Origin of the sequence: Dickeya lacustris (assembly GCF_029635795.1) — a bacterium.
Taxonomy (GTDB): Bacteria; Pseudomonadota; Gammaproteobacteria; order Enterobacterales; family Enterobacteriaceae; genus Dickeya; species Dickeya lacustris.
Genome location: NZ_CP114280.1, coordinates 647,753 through 672,165 on the forward strand (window position 1 = coordinate 647,753; position 24,413 = coordinate 672,165).

The following is a 24,413-nucleotide window of genomic DNA, read 5'->3' on the forward strand; positions in this document are numbered from 1 at the left end:
CGGCAAGAGCCGACTCACTCCGGCGGCGGCATCGCCACCGGAGCAACGACATTATTATGGCAACGCCGCTCGTACCGACGCCTCTTGCACCCAGGTTATCCGTACTAACTCAATACGATAATCGGAGGTGGCAAGGATATGGAAATTCAGCCCATGCAGCACCAATTGATCGCCCACTTTCGGGAACTCATCACTGTGGGCCAGCAGCAGCCCCGCCAACGACGTGTAATCCTCTTTTGGGTCAACCAGGTCATTCACATCGAGAACCTGTTGTAACGAATGTAAATCCGTGCCACCGCGCACTAACCAACCATCGCCTTCCTGCGTAATATCCAGCGTTTCATCTTCGTCCGGGAACTCGCCGGCAATCGCCTCAAGGACATCCAGTGGCGTAACCAGGCCTTGAACCACGCCAAATTCATTCGTCACCATGACCAGGCTGCCTTTCGCGCGACGTAATACCGGCAACAGATTAATCACGTCCAGCGTTTCCGGCACCACGATAGGTGGCGTAGCCGCAGCAAACTGTTCAACATCGGTATGTTCATCCAGCGCGACCAACAAGTCTTTCGCCCGCACCACCCCGACCAATTCATCAAGCGAGCCGCGACACACGGGAAACAGGCTATGGGGCGTATCCAGCAATTGCAGACGGATATCCTGCACTGAACGCTCGCAGTCCACCCAGGAAATGTCCGTTCTCGGCGTCATCACACTGCGCAGTGAACGTGACGCCAGCGTCAATACGCCGCTAATCATGTAGCGTTCTTCTTCGGCAAACGTCTCTTGCGGCTGTTGCTGCGGCTGCTCTTGCTGATCATCATCTGCCGCTTTGTCGCGGGCTCCCATCAGGCGTAAAATCGCCTCCGCCGTTCTCTCTCGCATCGGACGGCGCGACTGATGTTTCATAAAGTTATGACGGGCAATCTGGTTAAACATTTCGATCAGAATCGAGAAACCTATCGCGGCGTACAGGTAGCCTTTCGGAATGTGGAAACCGAACCCTTCGGCCACCAGACTCAAACCAATCATCAACAGGAAACTCAAACACAGTACCACCACCGTTGTATGCGCATTCACAAAGCGGGTTAACGGTTTGGACGCCAGCAGCATGATGCTCATGGCAATCACCACCGCCGTCATCATGACGCCGAGATGATTCACCATGCCTACCGCAGTGATCACGGCATCAAGCGAGAACACCGCGTCCAGAATCACAATCTGAATGACGACGGCCCAAAAACTGGCATGGGCACGGTTGGCATTGGCATCATGAGGGCGGTTTTCCAGCCGCTCATGCAATTCCATCGTGGCTTTAAACAGCAAGAAGATCCCGCCCGCCAGCAAAATAAGATCACGACCGGAGAAACTGAACTCACCGACATGAAACAGCGGCTGTGTTAGCGTAACCATCCAGGAGATCAACGACAGCAGACCAAGACGCATCAGCAATGCCAGCGACAGTCCGATAACACGGGCTTTATCTCGTTGTTGAGGCGGAAGTTTGTCCGCCAGAATGGCGATAAAGACCAGGTTGTCGATACCCAGAACAATCTCAAGCACTACCAGCGTAAATAAGCCTGCCCAGATTGAGGGATCCAGCAAAAATTCCATGTCAGACTCCGAAAAATGAACGAGCGTACGCCACCAATGCCATCGCATGGTGCGCTAATCGTGTAAGAGAAAGGTGCGACAATAAAATACGTGATAAGAAAATATCAGTACCGTTCACAGAATGGCATGAGGTGCCGGTTACGTCGTAAACACCGCCGGGCAAAGCCGGGGCAACAGAAATGAATCGTCGGTGACAGTCCATGGGAAGGGCGTTTGCCCGTTACTCCTCTGTAATAAAAAGGAAGATAACTTTAACAGAGTTAATGGCATTTTCCACCACGATTTTATCGCCATGCGAGCCCCATCGCACACGCTATTCCCGCCGATTTTTTGCCCCTCTCAGGCTCGAAGTACAGATTATCATCAGGTCAATTATCGACCACCATCACATCATTCACTTATTTCGCACCATAAACTAAGACTGCGAACATTGGTGTTATCTGGCGTTAATCACTGCCTTATACCGTAAATGGTGAGATTTTATACCGTGATATACGCTAAATGCCGATGTTGTCGATACTGCATCTCGCTTACCGATAAGTGGGTGAATTTATCCGTAAGCGAGCCGTTCCATTCTCAACGCCACAATGACTCATGCAAAAAGGAGGGAGCAAGTGAGTATTGCTATCATGCTATGCGCTCACGGCACCACTGCCGGCCCACTGTTACAGACAGCGGAAATGATCCTTGGTGAACAGCGTAACGTTGGCTGGATTGATTTTGTCCCCGGTGAAAATGCCGAGATCCTGATGGAAAAATATCAGGCGAAGCTGGCCGAGCTGGATGCCGATGAAGGAGTTCTGTTTCTGGTTGATAGCTGGGGGGGAAGCCCCTTTAATGCGGCCAGCCGCCTGGTCACGGGCAAGCGGCATTACGATGTGGTCGCCGGTGTTAACATTCCGATGCTGGCTGAAACATTAATGGCCCGTGACGATAACCCCGATTTTGACGAACTGGTCGCCACGGCTATTGCAGCGGGCAAAGCCGGTGTAAAATCCTTGAAAAGCACGGTTCCTGAAAATACCGCTACTTTCACTGAACACCCCCCTACTATCTCTGAAAACCCCCCTACCGTTCCTGAACACACCTCGCCAGCACCTTCCCGTTCCCCTGTAGAGCACCATGTAATAACCCGTGGACAGATGCTCATTGGCCTTGCTCGTATTGACGATCGCCTGATACACGGCCAGGTCGCCACACGGTGGACAAAAGAGACACATGTCAGCCGGATTATCGTCGTCAGCGATGAAGTTGCAGCAGACGGGGTTCGCAAAACACTGCTCACGCAGGTTGCACCGCCCGGTGTATCAGCCCACGTGGTGGATATCGCCAAAGCGATTAGGGTTTATAACAACCCGAAATACGCCGGCGAGCGCGTCATGTTGCTGTTCACTAACCCGACGGACGTGCTGAGGCTGGTGCAGGCGGGCGTAAAAATAGGCTCGGTTAACATTGGTGGTATGGCCTATCGCCAGGGCAAAACACAGATTAACCATGCGGTGTCTATCGATGCTCAGGACATTGAAGCATTCAACACGCTTCACAAACTCGGTATTGAGCTGGAAGTCCGTAAAGTTTCAAGCGACACCAAACTCAACATGATGGATTTGATAACCAAAGTTATGCGCTAGCACAACGTTATGCGCTAGCACATTGCGCCTGATGAATGGCACCGCGACGCACGTTGGCAATCCATTATTCTCACAGGAGATAGCATTATGGCGATCACCACATTTCACATCGTGATGATATTTATTGTGGCCTGTATTTCTGGTATGGGCTCTATTCTTGACGAGTTTCAGTTTCATCGTCCACTTGTCGCTTGCACGCTAATAGGGCTGGTGCTTGGCGATATCAAAACCGGGATCATTATCGGCGGCACGCTGGAGATGATAGCGCTAGGTTGGATGAACATTGGCGCGGCCATGGCACCGGATGCGGCGCTGGCATCAATCATCTCGACGATTCTGGTCATTGCGGGCGGGCAAAGCATCGGTGCCGGTATTGCCCTCGCGATTCCATTGGCAGCCGCAGGTCAGGTGTTGACGATCATGGTACGCACTTTGACCATCGCTTTTCAGCATGCGGCTGACAGCGCCGCCGAGCGCGGTAATCTGTCTGCCATCAGTTGGATTCACGTTAGCGCGCTGCTGCTACAAGCCATGCGCATCGCCATTCCCGCCGTTATCGTTACCGTGTCCGTAGGTACGCAGGCCGTACATACGCTGCTGTCATCAATTCCCGACGTTGTCACCACCGGCCTCAATATCGCCGGCGGCATGATTGTCGTCGTCGGTTATGCGATGGTGATTAATATGATGCGTGCCGGCTACCTTATGCCCTTTTTCTATTTAGGGTTTGTTACCGCTGCCTTTACCAATTTTAATCTGGTCGCTCTCGGCGTTATTGGCATCGTTATGGCTGTGCTTTATATCCAGCTTAACCCGAAATATCACAAACCCCAGAACATCGCGACGTTATCAAACAACGACCTTGATAATGAACTGGATTAACAGGAGAAAATATCATGTCAGATACGGCAACTGGTGCAGAGACAAAAAAACAATTAACCCGTGGCGATATTCGCAACGTTTTTCTACGCTCAAATCTCTTTCAGGGTTCATGGAATTTTGAACGTATGCAAGCGTTGGGATTTTGTTTTTCTATGGTTCCGGCGATTCGCCGACTCTACCCGGAGAATTCGCCTGAACGCAGACAAGCGATTAAACGCCATCTGGAATTTTTTAATACACACCCGTTCGTCGCCGCGCCCATATTAGGCGTCACACTGGCAATGGAGGAGCAGCGTGCCAATGGCGCCCCCATTGATGACGGCGCGATTAATGGTTTAAAAGTGGGCCTCATGGGGCCGTTAGCAGGTGTAGGCGACCCGATATTTTGGGGTACGGCGCGTCCGGTATTTGCCGCTTTGGGAGCGGGGCTTGCCATGAATGGCAGCTTACTAGGGCCGCTGCTGTTTTTCGTTTTATTCAATGTTGTGCGTTTACTGGTGCGCTATTCCGGTATTGCTTACGGCTACCGCAAAGGCGCGAATATAGTCAGCGACATGGGGGGCGGGCTGCTGCAAAAAATGACTGAAGGCGCGTCTATTCTGGGGTTATTCGTCATGGGGGCGCTGGTCAACAAATGGACGCATGTCAATATTCCACTGGTTGTCTCTCGGGTCACTGACCAGAATGGGCAGACAACCGTAACCACGGTTCAATCCATTCTGGATCAATTAATGCCAGGTGTAGTGCCTTTGTTATTAACGTTCGGCTGCATGTGGCTGCTGCGACGTAAAATTAATGCGCTCTGGTTAATTATCAGTTTCTTTATTCTCGGTATCGTTGGTTATTGGGGCGGATTATTGGGGCTGTAATACTCAGGGCCGGTTATTCCGGCCCTGCAATTTCTTGTTTCGCGCCAGGCAATAGCGTTGCTTTATGCCGAGGTGCTCGATGACATGATGCACTAATATAGTTTTGTTATTATTGATAACACTGCCCTTGTTGTTCGCTATTAACAGCATTAATTAATATACAGCGATATAATCCCATAACTTTATTGGTGTTATTTTAACCACACGCTGTGTGATATATTTCCTGCCCGCATCTCACTCACCAATAAATGATAATGATTATCAACCTCAGAGAGTGACTTTATATTATTTAATGTTGTTTCACGCCAAAGTAATATGGTATCTTTGCGCCGTCATTGGGGAGTAGCCGATTCCTGAAATAGTTTGCTTCAGGAATGCCCGTATCAACATACTCGTTCTTCACTGAACGTGGTGCGGGCGGCCAACGAGCAGGCGAGACCATAGACACGCTATCTGCCATCTGGTTGGGGGTGGGTTGCGTGGATATGGAGAACCGCCCAGCCGAGGCTATTACACATGAATTTATCTGCAACACTTATCCTTGCTTTTGGCATGTCTATGGACGCGTTTGCTGCATCAATTGGCAAAGGCGCTGCCTTACATAATCCCCGTTTTCGTGAAGCACTGCGTACCGGCCTTATCTTCGGTCTGGTAGAAGCCATGACACCGCTGATCGGCTGGGCACTTGGGTTTTATGCCAGTCGCTTTATTATCGCCTGGGATCACTGGGTCGCTTTCAGCTTACTTGTGATTTTAGGCGGGCGCATGATTTTGGAAGGGCTCAAGGGTGAGCATCACCTTGATGACGAAAAAATCTCCAGGCACAGTTTTTTCATTCTGGTATGCACGGCTATCGCTACCAGCCTTGACGCCATGGCGATTGGCGTTGGGCTCGCCTTCCTGCAAGTCAATATCGTTCATACCGCCATGGCAATTGGGTGTGCAACCATGGTGATGGTGACTCTTGGGATGATGATTGGCCGGTATGTCGGCCCCATCCTCGGTAAACGGGCAGAGATCATCGGTGGGTTGGTGCTTATCGGCATTGGCTGCAACATCCTCTACGAACACCTGCACAATCTCGCCTGATATAACCGGTGCGGGGCCCGTCCCCGCATTAGTTTGCCGGGCTGCGTCGATAGAGCCGGATCAGGAAATCGGTTTCGCATTGAAAATCAGCCTGAGCACTCAGCCTGTCTTTGACATCCGCTGTCGCACGCCAGGCAAAAGGCGTCATCTGTAGCAAATTCGCGGCACTGGCACCGTTCAACGACATGGTGTATTGCAAACGATGCTGGGTTTCCAGCGTGAATCCGGCAAACTGCTCATCGTGCTCGGGGTGGGGCCTGACATCCTGATATACCTGGGCTTTAAGCGCCAGTAAATGATTGGGCCCCGGAGCCACCGTGACCAACACGCCGCCAGAATGAATAACACGGGCTAATTCGGCTGGGTTACAAGGGGCATAGATTTTTAACACTGCCGCCAGCACATTATCGGCAAACGGAAGGCGCTGGCTGGATGCCACGCAAAACTCAACCTGAGTATAGCGTTTTGCCGCCCGTTGAATCGCCGCTTTGGACACATCCAACCCATATACCGAGCCACCATGTGGGGCTAACACTTGCGCCAATGCTGCGGTGTAATACCCTTCGCCGCAACCGATATCCAACAGCGCGCCAGTAGAGCCCGATACGCTGTCGGCCATCAACATGGCAACCTTATCGCGCAACGGCTGATAATGCCCCTCATCTAAAAACGCCCGTCGGGCCTGCATCATCGCAGCATTATCTCCCGGTTGTTTGGAGCGTTTAAATTGCACGGGCAACAGATTGACATACCCTTCACGGGCACAATCGAAATGATGACGCCCACAAGACCAGCGATTAGCTTCATGATGTAAAGGATGTTGGCATAAAGGGCACTGATAAAGCGCAGAAGAATTTTGCATAACACTCTTGAGGGGATAAAAACAACAGACAAAAACGCAAAAAACCCGCACCTGGCGGGTTTTATGGCGTGAGCTGAAATTACAGCGCCACTACGTTCACAGCGGAAGGACCTTTCTGGCCATCCTGAATTTCGAACTCAACGTTCTGGCCTTCAGCCAGGGTTTTAAAGCCGTTGCCCTGAATAGCAGAGAAGTGTACGAACACATCTTTGCTACCATCAGCCGGAGTAATAAAACCAAAACCTTTAGACTCGTTGAACCACTTAACCTGACCTTTAATCTTTGCCATTTCAAAGTTTCCTTTAATAGTTTAAACCGCGCACAGGCGTCATACAGAAAAACCAGAGTCGTTACTGTTTGAGGCACTAAAATAAGGATCGGCAGAGAAGTGGTATTCAACGCTAACGTTTGTACTCAAAACTTCTTTACTGAAAATGCCATTCATATACAGAACTGTACCTCGTTTTACCCAGATGCGTTATTACATACTCTTTTATCATTGGCAAGCCATTTTTTGCCAGTGATGGACAGGTCGCACAAATTAGAGGCTTTAATGTATCATTAATATCCACCGGGCATAGCTGTGAGATATTGATACATCAAAGACTCACGTTGTACATCTATCCCGTACTTTGATTATGTGCATGCAATGTTGATTGTGCAAGTTTATATAGCAAGATACTTGTTAAACGCTATATCATCGCGAACCTTGTCATAACAAAATGATATTACAACCCTCTCTCCGATTTTCACTTATAATTCAAGTCACCAAATCGCATTTTGTGACATGACTTTTCTTTTCGTGAAAAGAGAAAGAAAAATCCTTTTATAACAAAGCCATGCAACTATCAATCACTGACGGAAACTATCTTGAAATAGCACCATGATGAATGTTTGTGCCTAAAATTCAGCCGCGTTTATCGTCCTGATGAAATCATTTTTACAAAAAATGATTAACACATTGCATCTCACCTTCTTTGTTTCACTTTCGTTTCTCTTTTTTTACTGCATGAATAAAATACCCATTTCCTTGATCATCAAGCCGCCAATAACGCGTGATTAATTTATCAAAAACGATAGTGAGCCATATTTTTCCTTACTTCCACCTCTTGCACTTTGCCGTTATGTTGATCACATTCCATAATAAACATAAATTAATCTTAATCAGGCCAAGACGAATAACAGAGAATAAAAAATGCGGTGCCGCTCGAAATAATCTCTCGGATCTGGCGCTGGTCTGGAAGATAGATTGCTATTTCGATTGTTTTGTTGTTATCACGAATGCAGTCACGCACATCGGAACAGATAAGGATGGCCCAAAGTCAGATAGCATCACGTCAGGTCAGTCTTTTGCGTCTAACATCAGGCAACACCGTTTGCTGTGCGCCAGGTTCAGTTTTTTTACTGTACAAATCGCTAACCTAATGATCGTTCGACAACATCAACGGGAGGTGAGTTATGTGGCAGACTATCAGCCAACTGTTGGAAGAACATCTTGGCCCCGGTGACATTCTGGAACGTCGGGAATTACCCGGCGGCGAAGTCCATAGCGCCTGGTACTTGCGTTATGGGCAACACGATGTGTTTGTCAAATGCGATGGCCGCGAATGGTTAGACAAGTTCCGGGCAGAGGCAGAGCAGCTAGAATTACTGGCTCGCAGCAAAACCGTGCAAGTGCCTGCTTTATACGGCGTGGGCAGCCATCGTGACGCCAGTTTCTTATTACTGGAATATCTTGCAGCAAAACCGATGACAGCACATGATGCCTGGCAATTAGGTCAACGTCTGGCTTATTTGCATCAATGGAGCGAGCAACCTCAGTTTGGCCTTGATTTTGATAACGATCTTTCAACTACCCACCAGCCTAATACCTGGCAGCGTCATTGGCCGGTTTTTTTTGCAGAACAACGTATTGGCTGGCAATTACAGTTAGCCGCAGAAAAAGGGCTACATTTCGGCGACATTGATAAGCTCATCACCCGTGTAGAACAACGGCTCGCGGGCCATCAACCACAGCCCTCTCTATTGCATGGCGATCTATGGTCAGAAAATTATCTTAATACCCCACAGGGGTGCTATCTGTTTGATCCGGCCTGCTACTGGGGCGACAGAGAGTGTGACCTGGCTATGTTGCCATTGCATCCTCATCTGCCTGCACAGATTTACGACGGCTATCAAAGCGTCTGGCCATTGGAGAGCGATTTCCCTGAACGCCAGCCACTGTATCAGATTTACGTTCTGCTTAATCGCGCCAATCTATTTGGCGGTAAACATGTGGTAGCCGCCCAACACGCCATAGAACGTCAGTTACTGTAATCACGTGACCTGAAACTGCCGGGGCTTCACCGCCCCATTCAGGTTACAATTCCCAATACTTTCAGCACCATATACCCGACGATGGCCACCAGAACCGGCAGAATATAGAGTGGGAAAAATTGCAACAAAATCGTATGTCGGGGTAACTCGACCCGAGACTCCAGCTCTTCACGCGAATACCCCTCCTCTCCCTTCATCTTCTCCAGGATAAGTTGGTCTTCAAGCCCTTCGCGAATATGCCTGACCTGACGGGATAAACGTGCGCCAGAAACCTGTAACGCTAGCCCAACAAACATCAGGAAATAGATAAACCAAAACATCACCGTCGCGGCAGCGGACAACCGGCTAAAATCAGGCACGGGAGAGTTGTACCAAAAGATATCGAGAAAGGGCGTGTTGAACCGTAACACTTCCACAACCAAGTGCAGGAAATCTTGAATGACGCCATTAATCCCTTGTTTTTTCTCGGTAAAAACATGCACCAGATTGGCAAGCGAAATCACCGTGGATAATAAAGCTGGAAGAAAGACGACCCATCCCGTGATCCGTTTAACCACGGCGAAAAGGCCTGCCTGCTGATACGTCATGAGTTCCCCTCGTTGGTGACGTTCCACCGTATAATGCAAAAAACGGCCGGACACATAAAACCCGTTAGCAGGGTACTTCAGGTTTTAACAGAGTCAACGTTTTCTTTACTGCCGAGGGTGGAAGCGCACGGTGGCGCAATAGCGATACGGCATGTGAACGAAATCACAACAAGCGGAGAAAAGTACCGGTTATTTAACCGGTACTGTGTATCACTTACAGGAAATCAGCACGTTTTGGTGAGAACGTATCAATCAGGACACTGCCCTCTTCCAACGAAACAACGCCATGCATTTCGTTTTTCACCGCCATATAGGCATCGCCGGTTTTCAGAATGCGTTTTTCGCCTTCAATAACCACTTCGAAGCTACCGGCTGCGACATACGCGATTTGATCGTGAATGTCATGGGTGTGCGGCGTACCAATCGCCCCTTTGGCGAAATGGACGCAGACCATCATCAACTCATCACTCCAGGTGATGATTTTACGTTTAATACCACCGCCCAGTTCTTCCCACGGTGTCTCGTCATCAATAAAGTACCTTCTCATGCTCTCTCCTCAGATAGTTCAGCGTGCCGCCTTTTTGTGAACAAGGTAACACAAAGGGTAAATGCCGATATTCTAGTAACATCAGCAATAGATGAAACATAAAATAAGCAAAACCATGACGCCTCTCAAGAAATAAATAAAACATTATTTCATTTTTATTGAATTCACATCTCAACCACACTATTATCGCGCCATAACATGAAAGAGCCGGGCAAAAAGGTTCAGGCAACATTGTCACTGCCACACAACGTTATCTGTTCCGCCCGGCGCTTTCCTGTCAGGCCTGCTGCCTGACGTTCATCTGAAAGCGAGGAGCTATCATGCAAGTCCGTCAGAGTATTCACAGTGACCACGCCCGCCAGCTTGATACCGCTGGCCTGCGGCGCGAGTTTCTGATCGAGCAGATTTTTGCTGCGGACACCAGCACCATGACCTACAGCCACATTGACAGAATCATTGTGGGTGGCGTGATGCCTGTTCATCGAGAGCTCACTCTCGGTGAGGATGTGGGGCGACAGCTCGGCGTTGACTACTTTCTTGAACGCCGTGAGCTCGGTGCTATCAACATCGGCGGCGCTGGTGTGATAAGCGTAGATGGCGAGCGTTATGATATCGATAATGAAGAAGCACTCTATATCGGTAAAGGCGCGCGTGATATCCGCTTTACCAGCGTAGACCCGCAGCATCCCGCGAAGTTCTACTATAATAGTGCTCCCGCGCACACCACATATCCGACTCGCAAAATCACCGCCGCTCAAGCTTCGCCTCAAACGCTGGGTGACGACGAAACCAGCAATCGCCGGACAATCAACAAATATTTGGTTCCAGATGTATTGCCTACGTGTCAGCTCTCGATGGGGTTGACCAAGTTGGCGCCAGGCAACCTTTGGAACACCATGCCGTGCCATACCCATGAGCGCCGCATGGAAGTGTATTTCTATTTTGACATGGATGCTGAAACGGCGGTGTTTCACATGATGGGACAACCACAGGAAACCCGCCATATTGTGGTGCATAACGAGCAGGCGGTGATTTCACCGAGCTGGTCGATTCATTCCGGTGTAGGCACAAAACGCTACACCTTTATCTGGGGTATGGTTGGCGAGAACCAGGTTTTTTCAGACATGGATCACGTCAAAGTTAGCGAACTGCGCTAACAGCTACCTGATAGATTCCGGGTTGCGGGAAGACGGCATGCCAACCATCTCAATCGCTGGCTCGACTCAGTGAATGAAATGACAGAGCGTGACCAACACGCCGACAACTTGAAATGTGACGGGTATAAACCGGTATTTCCCTACAGTAACAAGCGCACGACAAAACACGTCGTTTACAGAGAGATGAAGCTATGATTTTAGAAACATTCGATTTACAGGGCAAAGTGGCACTGATCACCGGTTGCGACACCGGTCTGGGTCAGGGGATGGCGGTAGGCCTGGCAGAAGCAGGCTGTGATATCGTCGGTGTTAACATCGTCGAGCCGAAAGAAACCATTGAAAAAGTCACTGCCCTGGGCCGTCGCTTCCTCAGCCTGACCGCTGACATGAGTGACATCTCCATCCATGCCTCACTGGTAGAAAAAGCCGTCGCAGAATTCGGTAAAGTGGATATCCTGGTTAACAACGCTGGTATTATTCGTCGTGAAGATGCCATCGAGTTCAGCGAAAAGAACTGGGACGACGTGATGAACCTGAACATCAAGAGCGTTTTCTTCATGTCTCAGACGGTTGCCCGTCAGTTCATCAAGCAAGGCCACGGCGGTAAAATCATTAACATCGCGTCCATGCTTTCTTACCAGGGTGGCATCCGCGTACCGTCTTACACCGCGTCTAAGAGCGCAGTGATGGGGATTACCCGTCTGCTGGCTAACGAGTGGGCAAAACACAATATCAATGTTAACGCCATCGCTCCCGGCTACATGGCGACGAACAACACTCAGCAGTTACGTGCTGACCAGGATCGTAGCAAAGAGATCCTTGACCGTATCCCGGCAGGCCGTTGGGGTTTACCGCAGGATTTGCAGGGGCCGGCCGTGTTCCTGGCTTCCAGCGCGTCTGATTATATCAATGGTTACACCATTGCTGTTGATGGCGGCTGGCTGGCTCGCTAAGTTTTTACAAAAGCATTGTTATAAAAACTTTTGTGATCAAAGGCACAATTATCAATTGTGCCTTTCTTTTATCTATCAGTACGTTACTCGTCTTTCTATCACTCACATCGTTTCCCAAACGTCCATAAAAAATTTTCAAAACAACGTTCCGACTCTGATCACACTTTCGATAATCATCGCATGACGAATACGGAAACTGCGCAATATAATCAATCAAAACAATGTTTCTATTTATAAGGAACTGTTTCGTCCAGTTCTGTAAGAAGGTACTCCATGAGTATTTTTACTGATTTGAACACCAGCAGAAAATCGCAAATTGACCAGTGGCTATCCGCCGTGAACAGCCATATTGAAAAGATACAGCAGTATGGTCACAGCGTCGTCAACCCGACACCGCTATTAGCCGATGGTTTTGAAATCAAAACGCTGTCGCCGGTAGTGTGGAAATTTCCTGATGGCCATGACGCACCGATATCTAATTTTGCCAGCCAGCAAAATTGGTTTCGTTTATTGACGTCTATGAGCGCTGTCACAGAAACAGAAAAATACCGCCAATATGCCACAGCGCATAGCGAATATTTTCTCAACCGCTTCGTTGATGATAATAGCGGGCTTTTCTTCTGGGGGGGACATCGTTTTATTAATTTAGATACGCTGGCTAGCGAAGGGCCGGAATCTAAATCGCTGGTTCACGAATTAAAACATCACCTGCCCTATTACGATTTCTTGTATCAGGTTGATGCAGAAAAAACGGCGCATTTCATTCAGGGATTCTGGAATGCACATGTTGAGGACTGGAACTGCCTGGATTTAGGCCGTCACGGAGATTATGCCAAGCCGCGCGATCCTAACGTCTTTTTACACCCTCGCCATGACGTTGTTGACCCGGCTAAATGGCCGGAACTACCGCTGACCAAAGGGCTGACTTTCGTCAATGCAGGGACTGACCTGATTTACGCGGCTTTCGTTTACGCTCGTCATACCGGCGATGAAAACGCTGCCGCATGGGGTAAGCATCTATATCGTCAATATGTTCTGGCTCGTAACCCGGAAACCGGAATGCCGGTATACCAATTCAGCTCACCGTTACAGCGCCAGCCCGTTCCGGCTGATGATAACCAGACGCAATCCTGGTTTGGCGACCGCGCAGCACGTCAGTTTGGCGCCGAGTTTGGCGCGATTGCCCGAGAAGCCAATGTGTTATTCCGCGACATGCGCCCGTTATTGATAGACAGCCCGCTGGCTATGCTGGATATTTTACGCCACCAACCGGATGCGGACATCTTAACGTGGGTAATTAGCGGCCTGAAAAACTACTATCAGTTCGCTTATGACGCTGACAGTAACAGCCTGCGCCCAATGTGGAACGATGGCCAAGATATGACAGGCTACCGGTTTGTTCGCGATGGTTATTACGGCAAAGCGGGCACGGAGCTGAAACCATTCCCATTAGAAGGCGACTATCTGTTACCGCTGGTACGCGCCTGGGTGTTGAGTGGTGATAATGAACTTTATACGCTTATCACCACCATGCTAACCCGGCTTGAAAAACAAGGGATTAATCAGTCTGCATCGCCTTTCCTGCTGTTAGCCATTATCGAACTGGCAGAAGCGAAACAGTCGGCTCAATGGGCAGAATATGCCTGGCAGATGGCGGAAATCCTGTTTAAACGTTATTTCCATCACGGTTTATTTGTACGCTCTGAACATCATCGTTATGTCCGCCTTGATGATCCATTCCCGGTGATTCTACTGACGCTGGTCGCGGCGTGTAGAAATAAATGGGCGGAGGTGCCCCCCGTATTAACTCAGGGAGGATATATTCATGGAGACTATCGAATAAATGGGGAAAATCGCGTGATTTACGATACCGAATTTATTTACCCGGAAAAATCAATCGGCTGATTTTATTTTAAAGATTCACCATTACAAAAGTAGGTAGGTAGGCATTATGAATGAAAACAGAATGCTGGGGCTCGCTTATATCTCTCCCTATATAATAGGGTTGATAGTTTTTACGGCTTTCCCCTTTCTTTCATCGTTTGTACTCAGTTTTACTGAGTATGATTTAATGAGTCCGCCCACATTCACCGGTTTAGAGAACTATCACCGGATGTTTATGGAGGACGACCTTTTCTGGAAATCCATGGGAGTGACGTTTGCTTATGTCTTTTTAACCATTCCGCTAAAATTGATTTTTGCACTGCTTATTGCCTTCGTGCTGAATTTCAAATTACGCGGCATCGGTTTTTTCCGTACTGCTTATTATGTGCCATCCATTCTCGGTAGTAGCGTAGCGATTGCCGTGCTGTGGCGTGCGCTGTTTGCTATCGACGGCCTGCTGAATAGCTTCATTGGTGTCTTCGGACTAGACCCGGTGAACTGGTTAGGTGAACCCGCGCTGGCGCTGATGTCTGTTACCTTGCTGCGTGTCTGGCAGTTTGGCTCGGCGATGGTTATTTTCCTGGCCGCGCTGCAAAACGTACCGCAGTCACAGTACGAAGCTGCGATGATTGATGGTGCATCTAAGTGGCAGATGTTTGTGAAAGTTACCGTTCCGCTGATTACGCCGGTTATTTTCTTTAACTTCATCATGCAAACCACGCAGGCGTTCCAGGAATTTACCGCGCCCTATGTGATTACCGGTGGTGGCCCAACCCACTACACCTATCTGTTCTCACTCTACATTTACGATACGGCGTTTAAGTATTTCGATATGGGTTATGGTGCTGCACTGGCTTGGGTGCTGTTCCTGGTCGTGTCTATTTTCGCGGCTATCTCCTTCAAGTCATCTAAATACTGGGTGTTCTATTCCGCCGATAAAGGAGGAAAAAATGGCTGATATTCATTCCCCATTGTCTGCGCAGGATATCGCTGCGGCAGAAGTTCGCCGCACGTTACGTCGTGAAAGAATTAACGCAGGCATCCGTTACACCATTCTGCTGGCTGTAGGCATCCTGATGCTCTACCCGCTGGCCTGGATGTTCTCAGCATCGTTTAAGCCGAACCACGAGATTTTTACGACGTTGAGCCTGTGGCCAACACATATCACCTGGGATGGGTTTATTAACGGCTGGAAAACCGGTACGGAGTACAACTTCGGTCACTACATGATTAACACCTTCAAGTATGTGATCCCGAAAGTGCTGTTAACGGTGATTTCATCGACTATCGTTGCCTATGGTTTTGCGCGGTTTGAGATTCCGTGGAAGAACTTCTGGTTCGCCACGCTTATCGCCACCATGCTGTTGCCAAGCACTGTGTTATTGATTCCTCAGTACATCATGTTCCGTGAAATGGGCATGCTGAACAGCTACCTGCCCTTGTATGTGCCGGTCGCGTTTGCAACGCAGGGATTCTTCGTCTTCATGTTGATCCAGTTCCTGCGTGGCGTACCGCGTGATATGGAAGAAGCCGCACAGATTGACGGCTGTAATTCCTGGCAGGTGCTGTGGTACGTCGTTGTACCTATCTTGAAACCGGCCATCATTTCGGTCGCTCTGTTCCAGTTCATGTGGTCTATGAACGACTTTATCGGCCCGCTGATTTATGTTTACAGCGTGGATAAATACCCGATTGCGCTGGCTCTGAAAATGTCTATCGACGTAACAGAAGGCGCACCGTGGAACGAAATTCTGGCAATGGCGAGTATCTCCATTCTGCCGTCCATCATCATCTTCTTCATGGCGCAGCGCTACTTCGTTCAGGGCGTTACCAGCAGCGGAATTAAAGGTTAATTGAGGATTTATCATGGCTGAAGTTATTTTCAACAAACTGGAAAAAGTCTACTCCAACGGTTTCAAAGCCGTACACGGTATCAACCTGACGATCAAAGATGGTGAGTTTATGGTCATTGTCGGCCCGTCCGGCTGTGCCAAATCCACCACCCTGCGTATGTTGGCAGGTCTGGAAACCATCAGTGGTGGTGAAGTCCGTATCGGCGAGAAAATTGTAAACAACCTCGCGCCGAAGGATCGCGGTATTGCCATGGTGTTCCAAAACTATGCGCTCTACCCACACATGACCGTGCGTGAAAACCTGGCATTTGGCCTGAAACTCAGCAAGATGCCAAAAGAAAAAATCGACGCTCAGGTTAACGAAGCGGCTAAGATTCTGGAACTGGAAGAATTGATGGATCGTCTGCCGCGCCAGTTGTCAGGGGGCCAGGCACAACGTGTGGCAGTAGGCCGCGCGATTGTGAAAAAACCGGATGTCTTCCTGTTCGACGAACCGCTGTCTAACCTGGATGCCAAACTGCGTGCCTCAATGCGTATCCGTATTTCCGATCTGCATAAACAGTTGAAGAAAAGCGGCCATCCGGCAACCAGCGTTTACGTCACACATGACCAGACTGAAGCCATGACCATGGGCGACCGTATCTGTGTGATGAAGCTCGGCCACATCATGCAGGTCGATACGCCGGATAATCTCTATCACTTCCCGAAAAATATGTTCGTCGCAGGCTTTATCGGCGCACCGGAAATGAACATCAAAGCAGGTAAATTACTGCAAGAGAATGGGCAAATACATCTGCAGGTTGGCGAATATGCGATGAGCCTCAACCAAAGCAAACAGGACAAAGTCCGTGATTACGTTGGCAAAGAGATCTGTTTTGGCGTTAGACCGGAATATGTCACTGTGTCGGAAACACCGTTTGAAGGCGACCACTTCCAGGGCGAGCTGGTTCGTGCTGAGAACATGGGCCATGAGTTCTTTATGTACATCAAAGTCAACAACTTTGAATTAACCAGCCGTATGCCTTCGGATGAGGCACGGGCTATTATTAATAATGGACTTAACCGCCAAGTGTATTTCCAGTTTGATATGGATAAATGCCATATCTTTGATGCAAAAACAGAACAAAATATTTCTCTTTAACAGGAGTAAACCGATGAAAAAAGTAATCCTACGCGCGTTAATTGCTTCATCTCTGGCTGTAATGGCTCATTCAGCTTTTGCCGAAGAGCAGGTTGATCTGCGTATGTCATGGTGGGGCGGTAATGGCCGCCACCAGGTTACGCTGAAAGCCATTGAAGAGTTCCAGAAAAAATATCCAAACATCAAGGTAAAAGCGGAATACACCGGCTGGGATGGCCACCTTTCTCGTTTGACAACGCAGATTGCCGGTAACACCGAACCTGACGTGATGCAGACAAACTGGAACTGGTTGCCGATATTCTCCAGAACAGGCGACGGTTTTTATGATCTCAACAAAGTGAAAGATGTGTTGGATCTGAGCCAGTTTGACGCCAAAGAACTGCAAGGCACGACTGTTGATGGCAAACTGAACGGCATTCCGATTTCTGTTACCGCTCGTGTGTTTTATTTCAACACTGAGACCTGGAAAAAAGCCGGTTTAAGCTACCCGAAAAACTGGGATGAATTACAGAACGCCGGTAAAGTGTTTAAGGAAAAATTGGGAGACCAATTCTATCCGCTGGTGTTAGAACACCAGGATTCACTGGCTCTGCTGAATTCCTACATGGTGCAGAAATATAACATTCCGGCCGTAGACGAGAAGAATAAGAAATTCTCTTATACGGACGAGCAATGGGTCGAATTCTTCCAGACTTATAAAAAACTGGTTGATGCTCATGTCATGCCGTCTGCGAAATATTATGCCTCGTTCGGCAAGAGCAACATGTATGAAATGAAACCCTGGATCACCGGTGACTGGGGCGGCACTTACATGTGGAACTCAACGATCACCAAATACTCAGACAACTTGCAACCGCCGGCAAAATTGGAGTTAGGTTCTTATCCAATGCTGCAAGGTGCGAAAGAAGCAGGCTTGTTCTTTAAACCTGCACAGATGCTTTCTATCGGTAAATCCAGTAAACATCCGAAAGAAGCGGCTATGTTGATCAACTACCTGCTGAACAGTAAGGAAGGCGTTGAAGCGCTAGGTCTGGAGCGTGGCGTACCGCTTAGTAAATCAGCGGTGGCGCAATTGCGTGCAGACGGTGTCATTAAAGATAGCGATCCTTCTGTTGCCGGCCTGAATCTGGCGCTGTCTTTACCGCATGAAGCCAAAACATCACCTTATTTTGATGATCCGCAGATTGTTGCCCTGTTCGGTGACTCTATTCAGTACATCGATTATGGCCAGAAATCCGTTGAAGAAACGGCAAAATACTTCCAGCGTCAGGCTGATCGTATTCTGAAGCGTGCGATGAAAGAGTAATCAAAATATAAATTTTTGCTTGTTGTTTATTTTAAGCCCCGCTACCCAGCGGGGCTTTTTTATTAAAATTGAAACATATTGAATTACTCTGTCGATCACCGTCACAATTTGAAATCATTTTGAATTTATTGTGATTTCAGCCGATCAAGATCACAAAACAAATTTAAATAATCCATAAAATAGAACTTGTTCAATAAGAACACATCGATTTGTTTTTATTCTTTTATTTATCTAGGTATGTAGGGAAAGCATAATGAAGATTAAATTATTATCTCTGGCTATTGCCTCTCTGGTTAGCGTCAATGCTATGGCGGTGACGGTTGATTACCGCCACGAAATGACAGATAACGCTAAAGTCGGGCATAAAGACCGTTTATTAATTTCTCACCGTTTTGCCAATGGCTTTGGATTATCTTCTGAAGTCAAATGGGCTCAATCCGGCAGTGATAACAACCCAAACAAGCCATTTCATGAACAAGTCAGTAATGGAACCGAAGTCGTTGCCAGCTACGTGTATAAAATTAATGACATGTTCTCCATCGAACCAGGTTTATCTTTAGAATCAGATAGTAATGCAAACAACTATCGCCCATATCTGCGTGGAAAAATAAACATTACCGAAGATCTCTCTGCTTCATTACGTTATCGCCCTTATTTTAAACGCATGAGTGGCAATATTAAAGCTGTCACTAATGGTGTAGCCAAAGATACCAGTGAAAGCGGTTATAACCTGACGGCAAACATTGCCTATAATTTCTTGAAAGATTACTCTGTCGAGTATGAACTGGATTATAAACACTCAACCAAGGCTGGTTCTAATTACTTCCAGTCCGATAAAGAAAACTACAAGTTTGAACACGATGTCAAACTTGCATATAAAATTGATAAAAACTGGAAGCCATATATGGCAATTGGTAACGTCCCCGGTGATAAAAACACCGACGAGCGTCAAACCCGCTATCGTGTAGGTGTGCAATACAGCTTCTAATCTTGCACTGTCCGTGGCACCTGAATAAGGTGCCAAAATAGGTGAACATGTTGTCGGCAATATGATAATATGAACATCTGGGTTAATACCTGACGGAGATTAACCAATCCATCAATTCGTCTTTTTAATTTCTGTGTCCATATCCCTTGCCGGGATTGATATGATTCGCAATGTTGGGTAAACATTTTATTCTCTTCGATGAAATGTTTACCCTTTTTTTATTCCCATCTTTTCAGCACTGGCATACACGCTGCTACATTGCAGATGTAACATCAGAGATCAGCGAAAGTAAAAAATGAATTTTCACAAATAGAGAAATTGAACATTGATCGACATCTCAATTTAGTCATTGTGTGCTTTTTAAATATCCCCACCCTAGGAGTATGATGGCTACAACATGCACATGCATCGCGGAATACGAATTATTTTAGGTCTATCTCGTTCTGAGTTGATGACTTCGATTATAAATCAGTGAGTGGAATATTATGCGTGGAAATATACATCAAAAAAGGATATTGGCTGCTCTATTCGCATTATCGGTTAATCAGGCTGCCCATGCCGAAATCATCTTTCCGATATGGCCACAGGGCGAAGCGCCCGGGGCCATAACATCGTCAGTCCAGCAAGTGACCACCGAGCGCAGCAAAGACCCTTCTCTGCCCGATCGCGCCGTCACCGGTATACGCCGCCCGGAAATCACCGCTTACCTGCCGGAAAAACCGAACGGTACAGCCGTGCTGGTCACACCAGGGGGCTCCTATCAACGCGTGGTGCTGGATAAGGAAGGCAGCGATCTCGCCCCCTTCTTCAATCAGCAGGGCTATACCTTATTTGTGATGACGTATCGCATGCCTGCTGATGGCCACCAGGAAGGGGCCGATGCGCCATTGGCCGATGCGCAACGCGCAATACGCACGCTGCGCAGCCAAGCCGAACAGTGGCATATTGACCCGCAGCGTATCGGAATTATGGGATTTTCTGCCGGTGGACATGTCGCCGCCAGCCTGGGTACCGGCTTTAATCGCACGGTATACCCGGCGCAGGATGATATCGACAAAGTTAACGCTCGCCCTGATTTTATGGTGCTCATGTATCCGGTCATTTCTATGCAGGGCGCTATCGCACACGCAGGTTCACGCACGGCGTTAATAGGCTCCCAGCCTAGTGAGGCGCAAATCGAGCGCTATTCGGCAGAAAAGCAGGTCACGAGAGACACGCCGCCCACGTTTCTCACCCATGCAATCGACGATCCTTCCGTTGCCGTGGATAACAGCCTGGCCATGCTCGCGGCCTTAAGAGCCAACCGCATTCCCGCTGAGATTCACTTATTTGCACAGGGAAAACACGGTTTTGGCATCCGAGGGACGACCGGATTACCCGCAGCCCATTGGCCGCAACTCGTCGATAGCTGGATAAAATCTCTGCAATTAGACAAACACTCAGCTAATCAATCAGATAAAAAATAATACGTTACACTGTCATCTCTTTCGCAGTTCATGGCAATCTTTTAAACTGTATAAAATAACAGTTCATTTTGAGAAAATTCATGACTGCGGAAGGCCATCTCCTGTTTGCCGTTGCCAGTGCCATCTTCGCTAAAAAGGCTGAATTATCCCCCGCGCTGGCGATGGGAGATTGGTGGCACATCATTCCCGCCGCCCTGCTAACATCACTGTTACCGGACATTGATCACCCAAGATCGGTACTGGGCCAGCGGCTGAAATGGATTTCGGGGCCAATATCCAGGCTCTGTGGCCATCGTGGTTTTACCCATAGCCTGCTGGCTATTCTGGCTGGTGTGTATGTTATTCGCACCCAGCTCCCTGTTCACTGGCCATTACCTGCTGATGTCTCTCACGCCATGGTTATCGGCTATCTCAGCCACATTATGGCAGACATGCTGACACCGGCTGGAGTCCCGCTGTTATGGCCGTGCCGCTGGCGTTTCCGGTTGCCGTTACTTAATAGCGCCAGAGGAAATCAACTTGAGCGCTTGTTATGTATCAGTTTGATTCTGTTTATGGCATGGCAGCCCCAGCAACTGCTGGAAAGCTGGTCTCATAGCGATCCGATAAAACGTGCGCAGCAATGGGGATGGCAATTGCGGCACGTGTTATTACCCTGACATAACCAGGGTTTTTATTCCATTTTCACAGGTTGATGTTCTCCATCCCTATAACATCGGCATAAAAGACCTGCTATCCTACGCGCCGGTCATGCTGTGGTGGCCGTTATTGTTAAAACAGGAGAAGTGGGATGAACTTTCCGCTGATAATCAACGTGATTATTTTTGCTGTACTGCTGATAGCTCTTGGCTACAGCGGTCGCCAGAACAGTAGCCTCTCACGCAAGGTGTTGCTTGGGCTTGTCGTCGGTGTGCTGTTCGGTCTGGTCTTACATCTAATTTATGGTGGCGATCATCCGGTTATCAAACAATCGATAGCCTGGTTCAACATTGTCGGTAATGGTTATGTCCAGCTGTTGCAGATGATCGTCATGCCCCTGGTGTTCGTCTCCATTCTTAACTCGGTTGCCCGGTTACATAATGCCTCTTCGCTGGGGAAAATCAGCCTGCTGTCACTGGGAACCTTACTGCTGACAACCTTAATTGCGGCGTTGATTGGTATTATCGTGACAAATCTGTTTGGGCTTACCGCGTCCGGGCTAGTACAAGGCGCGCAGGAGAATGCACGTCTGTCTACTCTCCAGAGCAGCTATATTGGCAAAGTTGCCGATTTAAATGTTCCGCAATTATTGCTGTCATTTATTCCTAAAAATCCCTTTGCCGACCTGACCGGCGCAAACCCGACGTCTATTATTAGCGTCGTGATTTTCGCCGCTTTTCTTGGTGTTGCGGCGTTACAGCTCCAAAAAGACGATGCCGAAAAGGGTTTGCGCGTCATTACTGCCATTGAAACGTTACAATCCTGGGTGATGAAACTGGTTCGTCTGGTGATGCGTCTCACACCTTATGGCGTGATGGCGTTGATGACTAAAATGGTGGCAAGTTCCAACCTGCAAGACATCCTCAAACTCGGCGGGTTTGTCGTCGCCTCTTACATTGGACTGGCACTCATGTTCGGCGTCCATGGCGTGTTACTGGCCCTTACCGGCATTAATCCGCTGCGTTTTTATCGTAAGGTCTGGCCGGTATTAAGTTTTGCTTTTACCAGCCGTTCCAGCGCTGCCACCATTCCGCTCAATATCGAAGCGCAGACGCGCCGTATTGGCGTACCCGAGTCGATAGCCAGCTTCGCTGCCTCGTTTGGTACAACTATCGGGCAGAATGGATGCGCCGGCCTCTACCCCGCTATGCTGGCTGTCATGGTGGCACCGACAGTCGGCATTAACCCGTGGGACCCACTGTGGATAGCCACGCTCGCCGGTATTGTCACGATCAGTTCTGCCGGTGTTGCCGGTGTGGGCGGCGGAGCGACCTTTGCGGCGCTTATCGTGCTACCGGCCATGGGATTGCCGGTTACGCTGGTCGCGCTGCTGATCTCCATTGAACCGCTGATTGATATGGGGCGCACAGCGCTTAACGTCAGTGGCTCGATGACAGCGGGCACCATAACCAGCCAATTGCTGAAGCAAACGGACAAGAACATCTTCAATCAGGACGATCAGAGCGCATTAACCGCGCGATAATTGCCGCGATGATGCTATCCCCCTGCCGCAGTTCCCGCTGTGGCAGGGAAATATCCCCCGCGCATTTCGCCTCGGAAGAGGTCATAGAATGCACGGCTGGCGAAAAAGCCCCCGTTTCGCTGTAAATCCCCTGCTTTCGCTTGTTCTTTTGCCCTGCCGGAATTAACTTTAGTCGCTGGCGATGTGAAGAATTATGCTATTACATCAACCATTTCAGGAGAGGGCGACATGTCACTACAGAGAGAAATTATTGCGGCACTCGGTGTGAAAAGCACCATTGACCCGGCACACGAAATTCGGGTGAGTGTGGATTTTTTAAAGCATTATCTAAAAGCACACCCGTTCATAAAAAGCCTGGTGTTGGGCATTAGCGGTGGGCAAGACTCGACGCTGACCGGAAAATTGTGCCAGACCGCCATCAACGAGCTGCGCGCTGAAACCGGAAAAACAGACTATCAATTCATTGCCGTCAGGCTGCCATACGGCGTACAAGCTGATGAGCAGGACTGCCAGGACGCCATCGCATTTATCCAGCCTGATCGTGTTTTAACGGTGAATATCAAGCCAGCCGTCGATGCCAGCGAAGCGACGCTGCGCGATATCGGTATCGAATTGTCGGATTTCATCAAAGGTAACGAAAAAGCCCGCGAGCGCATGAAAGCCCAGTACAGCATTGCCGGTATGAATGCCGGTCTGGTGGTTGGCACCGACCATGCCGCCGAAGCGGTAACGGGTTTTTTCACCAAATACGGTGATGGCGGTACGGATATCAATCCCATTTTTCGGCTGAACAAACGTCAAGGCAAGGCGTTGCTGGCGCTGTTGGGTTGCCCTTCTCATCTTTACACCAAAGCCCCGACCGCCGACCTGGAAGATAACCGCCCGTCGCTGCCTGATGAAATGGCGTTAGGCGTTACCTACGAAAAAATTGATGACTATCTGGAAGGCAAGTCGCTTGACTTGTTAGACGTCGCCGTCATCGAAGGCTGGTATCGTAAAACCGAACACAAACGCCGCCCCCCGATTACTGTCTTTGATGATTTCTGGCGCTAACCATGCCAGTCTGTGTGCGGCTTAAGGCCAGTC

At 48.8% G+C, this 24,413-nt stretch carries 23 protein-coding genes and 1 riboswitch; of the genes, 17 read left to right on the forward strand and 6 right to left on the reverse strand.

Features of this window, described 5'->3' with window-relative positions:
* Nucleotides 1-54: 54 nt before the first annotated feature.
* Nucleotides 55-1,614 (reverse strand): TerC family protein, encoded by a 1,560-nt coding sequence (locus tag O1Q98_RS02915; RefSeq protein WP_125259304.1) that lies wholly within the window; start codon nt 1,612-1,614, stop codon nt 55-57.
* A gap of 614 nt (nt 1,615-2,228) precedes the next feature.
* On the opposite strand from O1Q98_RS02915, the gene manX reads away from it, so the two are divergent.
* The 4 genes from manX to mntP all read left to right on the forward strand — a co-directional run bounded on the left by manX (nt 2,229) and on the right by mntP (nt 6,085).
* Nucleotides 2,229-3,245, forward strand: coding sequence for a PTS mannose transporter subunit IIAB (manX, locus tag O1Q98_RS02920; protein ID WP_125259303.1), 1,017 nt, complete (start codon nt 2,229-2,231; stop codon nt 3,243-3,245).
* Between the two features lie 87 nt (nt 3,246-3,332).
* Complete coding sequence (locus tag O1Q98_RS02925; protein WP_125259302.1) at nt 3,333-4,127, forward strand: PTS mannose/fructose/sorbose transporter subunit IIC; 795 nt, start codon at nt 3,333-3,335, stop codon at nt 4,125-4,127.
* Nucleotides 4,128-4,141: 14 nt separating this feature from the next.
* Complete coding sequence (locus O1Q98_RS02930) at nt 4,142-4,996, forward strand: PTS mannose transporter subunit IID (RefSeq protein ID WP_125259301.1); 855 nt, start codon at nt 4,142-4,144, stop codon at nt 4,994-4,996.
* Nucleotides 4,997-5,321: 325 nt separating this feature from the next.
* A riboswitch (yybP-ykoY riboswitch) is annotated at nt 5,322-5,505 on the forward strand.
* 7 nt (nt 5,506-5,512) lie between these two features.
* Nucleotides 5,513-6,085: a manganese efflux pump MntP gene (gene mntP, locus O1Q98_RS02935; protein ID WP_125259300.1), complete on the forward strand. Its 573-nt coding sequence runs from the start codon at nt 5,513-5,515 to the stop codon at nt 6,083-6,085.
* 28 nt (nt 6,086-6,113) lie between these two features.
* Here mntP and rlmA read toward each other — a convergent pair whose 3' ends face one another.
* The 3 genes from rlmA to O1Q98_RS02950 form a co-directional block, all read right to left on the reverse strand.
* Entirely contained in the window at nt 6,114-6,947 is an 834-nt protein-coding gene (gene rlmA, locus O1Q98_RS02940; RefSeq protein ID WP_125259299.1) for a 23S rRNA (guanine(745)-N(1))-methyltransferase, read from the reverse strand.
* A gap of 79 nt (nt 6,948-7,026) precedes the next feature.
* Nucleotides 7,027-7,236: a transcription antiterminator/RNA stability regulator CspE gene (gene cspE, locus O1Q98_RS02945; RefSeq protein ID WP_012769694.1), complete on the reverse strand. Its 210-nt coding sequence runs from the start codon at nt 7,234-7,236 to the stop codon at nt 7,027-7,029.
* Between the two features lie 39 nt (nt 7,237-7,275).
* Nucleotides 7,276-7,392: a DUF2627 domain-containing protein gene (locus O1Q98_RS02950; protein WP_071604074.1), complete on the reverse strand. Its 117-nt coding sequence runs from the start codon at nt 7,390-7,392 to the stop codon at nt 7,276-7,278.
* A 1,013-nt stretch (nt 7,393-8,405) separates the two neighbouring features.
* On the opposite strand from O1Q98_RS02950, the gene O1Q98_RS02955 reads away from it, so the two are divergent.
* On the forward strand, nt 8,406-9,263 hold the full coding sequence (locus O1Q98_RS02955; RefSeq protein WP_125259298.1) for a fructosamine kinase family protein: 858 nt from the start codon (nt 8,406-8,408) through the stop codon (nt 9,261-9,263).
* 38 nt (nt 9,264-9,301) lie between these two features.
* Here O1Q98_RS02955 and O1Q98_RS02960 read toward each other — a convergent pair whose 3' ends face one another.
* Together O1Q98_RS02960 and O1Q98_RS02965 are read right to left on the reverse strand one after the other, a co-directional pair.
* Nucleotides 9,302-9,850 (reverse strand): YniB family protein, encoded by a 549-nt coding sequence (locus O1Q98_RS02960; RefSeq protein WP_125259297.1) that lies wholly within the window; start codon nt 9,848-9,850, stop codon nt 9,302-9,304.
* Between the two features lie 214 nt (nt 9,851-10,064).
* Nucleotides 10,065-10,397, reverse strand: coding sequence for a cupin domain-containing protein (locus O1Q98_RS02965; protein WP_035341626.1), 333 nt, complete (start codon nt 10,395-10,397; stop codon nt 10,065-10,067).
* A gap of 320 nt (nt 10,398-10,717) precedes the next feature.
* On the opposite strand from O1Q98_RS02965, the gene kduI reads away from it, so the two are divergent.
* The 12 genes from kduI (at nt 10,718) to nadE (ending at nt 24,380) form a co-directional block, all read left to right on the forward strand.
* A complete protein-coding gene (gene kduI / locus O1Q98_RS02970; RefSeq protein ID WP_125259296.1) occupies nt 10,718-11,554 on the forward strand; it encodes a 5-dehydro-4-deoxy-D-glucuronate isomerase in 837 nt (278 codons plus the stop codon).
* A 191-nt stretch (nt 11,555-11,745) separates the two neighbouring features.
* Nucleotides 11,746-12,507, forward strand: coding sequence for a 2-dehydro-3-deoxy-D-gluconate 5-dehydrogenase KduD (gene kduD / locus O1Q98_RS02975; RefSeq protein WP_125259295.1), 762 nt, complete (start codon nt 11,746-11,748; stop codon nt 12,505-12,507).
* Nucleotides 12,508-12,780: 273 nt separating this feature from the next.
* Nucleotides 12,781-14,412, forward strand: a complete 1,632-nt coding sequence (gene pelW / locus O1Q98_RS02980) for a pectate disaccharide-lyase PelW (protein ID WP_125259294.1) — start codon at nt 12,781-12,783, stop codon at nt 14,410-14,412.
* Between the two features lie 46 nt (nt 14,413-14,458).
* Nucleotides 14,459-15,349: a carbohydrate ABC transporter permease gene (locus tag O1Q98_RS02985; protein WP_125259293.1), complete on the forward strand. Its 891-nt coding sequence runs from the start codon at nt 14,459-14,461 to the stop codon at nt 15,347-15,349.
* Nucleotides 15,342-16,244 (forward strand): carbohydrate ABC transporter permease, encoded by a 903-nt coding sequence (locus tag O1Q98_RS02990; RefSeq protein ID WP_125259292.1) that lies wholly within the window; start codon nt 15,342-15,344, stop codon nt 16,242-16,244. Before O1Q98_RS02985 ends, O1Q98_RS02990 begins: the two co-directional genes overlap by 8 nt.
* A 13-nt stretch (nt 16,245-16,257) precedes the next feature.
* Nucleotides 16,258-17,385, forward strand: coding sequence for an ABC transporter ATP-binding protein (locus O1Q98_RS02995; RefSeq protein ID WP_125259291.1), 1,128 nt, complete (start codon nt 16,258-16,260; stop codon nt 17,383-17,385).
* A gap of 13 nt (nt 17,386-17,398) precedes the next feature.
* Nucleotides 17,399-18,691, forward strand: coding sequence for an ABC transporter substrate-binding protein (locus O1Q98_RS03000; RefSeq protein WP_125259290.1), 1,293 nt, complete (start codon nt 17,399-17,401; stop codon nt 18,689-18,691).
* 253 nt (nt 18,692-18,944) lie between these two features.
* Nucleotides 18,945-19,679 carry an oligogalacturonate-specific porin KdgM family protein gene (locus O1Q98_RS03005; protein ID WP_125259289.1) on the forward strand — a complete coding sequence of 245 codons (735 nt, stop codon included), beginning with the start codon at nt 18,945-18,947 and terminating at the stop codon, nt 19,677-19,679.
* Between the two features lie 515 nt (nt 19,680-20,194).
* On the forward strand, nt 20,195-21,145 hold the full coding sequence (gene paeX / locus O1Q98_RS03010; RefSeq protein WP_416232414.1) for a pectin acetylesterase PaeX: 951 nt from the start codon (nt 20,195-20,197) through the stop codon (nt 21,143-21,145).
* Nucleotides 21,146-21,225: 80 nt separating this feature from the next.
* Complete coding sequence (locus tag O1Q98_RS03015; RefSeq protein WP_125259287.1) at nt 21,226-21,804, forward strand: metal-dependent hydrolase; 579 nt, start codon at nt 21,226-21,228, stop codon at nt 21,802-21,804.
* Between the two features lie 131 nt (nt 21,805-21,935).
* Nucleotides 21,936-23,327 carry an L-cystine transporter gene (locus tag O1Q98_RS03020; protein ID WP_125259286.1) on the forward strand — a complete coding sequence of 464 codons (1,392 nt, stop codon included), beginning with the start codon at nt 21,936-21,938 and terminating at the stop codon, nt 23,325-23,327.
* Between the two features lie 228 nt (nt 23,328-23,555).
* Nucleotides 23,556-24,380: an ammonia-dependent NAD(+) synthetase gene (gene nadE, locus O1Q98_RS03025; RefSeq protein WP_125259285.1), complete on the forward strand. Its 825-nt coding sequence runs from the start codon at nt 23,556-23,558 to the stop codon at nt 24,378-24,380.
* Nucleotides 24,381-24,413: the final 33 nt, after the last annotated feature.